General features: G+C 42.2%; 2 protein-coding genes. Both read right to left on the reverse strand.

Features of this window, described 5'->3' with window-relative positions:
- Positions 1-97: 97 nt before the first annotated feature.
- Positions 98-874 carry an IS21-like element helper ATPase IstB gene (istB, locus tag PHO71_RS26055; RefSeq protein ID WP_300209098.1) on the reverse strand — a complete coding sequence of 259 codons (777 nt, stop codon included), beginning with the start codon at positions 872-874 and terminating at the stop codon, positions 98-100.
- A 6-nt stretch (positions 875-880) separates the two neighbouring features.
- Complete coding sequence (gene istA / locus PHO71_RS26060) at positions 881-2,416, reverse strand: IS21 family transposase (protein WP_300209099.1); 1,536 nt, start codon at positions 2,414-2,416, stop codon at positions 881-883.
- Positions 2,417-2,586 lie beyond the last annotated feature (170 nt).

The following is a 2,586-nucleotide window of genomic DNA, read 5'->3' on the forward strand; positions in this document are numbered from 1 at the left end:
TTGAATATTCTTGTGCGGCAGAGCCGCCGTTCCGGTGTGGCGTGAGCCACTTGTCCGGAACAAGCTGAGCCACCGCTAAAAATTTAGTAATGTAAGTCTACTCTCGCAAGGATTTATCCAAACCGTAAATCTCGCGCATTGAGATATCTTTGCTTTGATCGATACTCTCGATATTGATACGATATGCATCATGGACAATACGATCCAAAATCGCATCAGCCAGAGTGCTTGCACTTCCGCCAAGCTGCTCATACCAACCATCGTTCTGGTACTGAGAGCAAAACACTGTAGAAGATTTCTTACGTCTCCTGTGAAGAAGTTCAAAGATATCTTTCTGCTCCTTCTCATTTGGTTTTAGCAGGAGCCATTCATCAATAATAAGAAGAGTCGGATTTGCATACTTTGCCATGATTTTCTTATAGGTACCTTCGTTACGTGACATTTCAAGGTCTATGAGAAGGTCAGGAAGCCGGACATATTTTGTATTAAAATGCTGTTTGCATGCTTCCATACCAAAAGCACAAGCCATGTAAGTCTTACCACTGCCTGTTGCCCCAGTAATAAATAAGTTGCGGTGTTCAGTTATATATTCACAGGTCGCCAACCTTTGTATAAGGGCTTTGTTTAACTTGCGACCTGAAGTGTAATTGATATCACAGATATGAGCATCTGGCTGATCGAACTCAGCATTCCGAATAAGCCTTTTAAGGCGGTTACTTTTGCGGCTACTAAATTCGATGTCCACCATCATACCGAAACGATCCTCAAAGGGAACATCCTTCATCTTTGAATCGCTCATCTGGGTACGGAATGCATCAGCCATTGTTGTCAGGCGCATTTCAATTAATTTATCAATCGTACTTTGGTTTGTCATATGTGATTACCTCCCGTAATAGCCGGCACCTCTGGTGATGCCGTATTTATTCTGTGTGGATTCTGGTTGTTCTTCAGATAAAGACTTATCTTGGCCAGCAGTGAGTATATTTTTTATACTCTTATAGCTTGGTGTCGCTGTATAGCTCAAAGCCTTTTCACAGGCGGCTTCTAATCGTTTGACTGAATATTTGTCAGCCAGTTTCAGAAGTCCCATACAGCCTTTATAAGTCTGCTGTTCCACACGTTTGGAGGTAAGGATCGCATCCACTACCTGGTACGTATTGTTTCCAATTTGCTCAGCCCATTTACGGAAGCGGTCACCGTTCCATTCCAGATATTTCTGGTGATCTTCCGGCATATGCTCTACGATGGTGTTGTATTGTCCCTTCCGACCATGAAGCCTTCGATGGGACGCGATGCGGTTATGATTGTAGAAGACTTCAATAGTCTTATCTGTTACCCTTACATCGACTTTGCGTTTTATATATTCATATGGAATTGAGTATAGCATTCCGTCGATAGATATGTGATAATTGAACTGAACGGTGGCTTGTTTCCATTCCGCCAGTTCGTATGAGGTAGCAGGTAGGGGAGCCAGCAATGGCAGTTCTTCGTCGCGGAAGAGGTCCAATCGGCTACCTTCTTTCTTTTGAAAGAGCCTTTTATTGAACTCGTCCAGCTTTTCTCTAATTGCCTGATTTAGCTCAGTTAGAGAAAAGAACTGTTCATTTCGAAGCGCAGCTATAATCCATGTAGATATGCTTCCTACGCTTCCTTCTGCATTGGGTTTATCTTTTGGCTTACGAACCCTTGCCGGAATAATGGCGGTTCCATAGTGTTCTGCCATTTCATGATATACGGTATTTAATTGTTGATTATACCAGCCACCATTATGAACAACAGCGGTCTTACAATTATCAGGAACCAGTATCTTTGCGACACCTCCGAAGTATTCATACATGTGCACATGCGCAGCAATCCAAGCTCGTTGTTTCTCATTAATGAATGCTTCCGCATATGTAAACTGACTATAAGTCATGACACCTATAAATACGTAGGCATTGATGATTTCACCGGTATCAGGATCAATGATATGTGCCGGATCTCCGGCCCAATCAACTTCCACCTGTTCGCCAGGCTTCCGATTGATATGCATGGTAGCGCGGCGTTTCTGTTCATCCTGTTGGATGTAATAGCAGAATTGAGAATACATGAGTGGCTCTTCGTTATTAAGGCGGCACTCCTCCATATATTCTGTCCACAGGAGCTTTTTACTTACCCCATTACGGAGCAGCTCCTTGCGGATGAGGGCAAAGTCAGGCATTCGCTTAGTTTGAATACCCTTAACTGACTTAGGGAATAAAATCCCCTCTAACATTGCATCAGTATTTTCCTCTGGAAGCGGCCACGACATATTTAATTCGCGAGCTTTCTTTAAAACCTTTGATACAGTATTCCTAGAACATGGAATACTAAATGCAATGTTCCTTTCGCTAAACCCCAGACTATTAAGTCTGAGAATTTCACGGTACTTGGTCATAATAATGACCTCCTTTATAATGAATTTGCATCTAAAAGATGCATAAAATCATTATAAAGTAAAATGTATAATATGGCTCATTTAATACCGGTATGCTGGCTCAATAAAAAACGGAAGGGTGGCTCACTATGACCGGACAGATGGCTCAAATATAGCAAGATTATTCAATA

This window comes from Bacteroides sp. (assembly GCF_028690125.1).
Taxonomy (GTDB): Bacteria; Bacteroidota; Bacteroidia; order Bacteroidales; family Bacteroidaceae; genus Bacteroides.

Bases quoted from the DNA above. Each gene is read 5' to 3' on its own strand.
- istB (WP_300209098.1), bottom strand. From the start codon at position 874: ATGACAAACCAAAGTACGATTGATAAATTAATTGAAATGCGCCTGACA.
- istA (WP_300209099.1), bottom strand. From the start codon at position 2,416: ATGACCAAGTACCGTGAAATTCTCAGACTTAATAGTCTGGGGTTTAGC.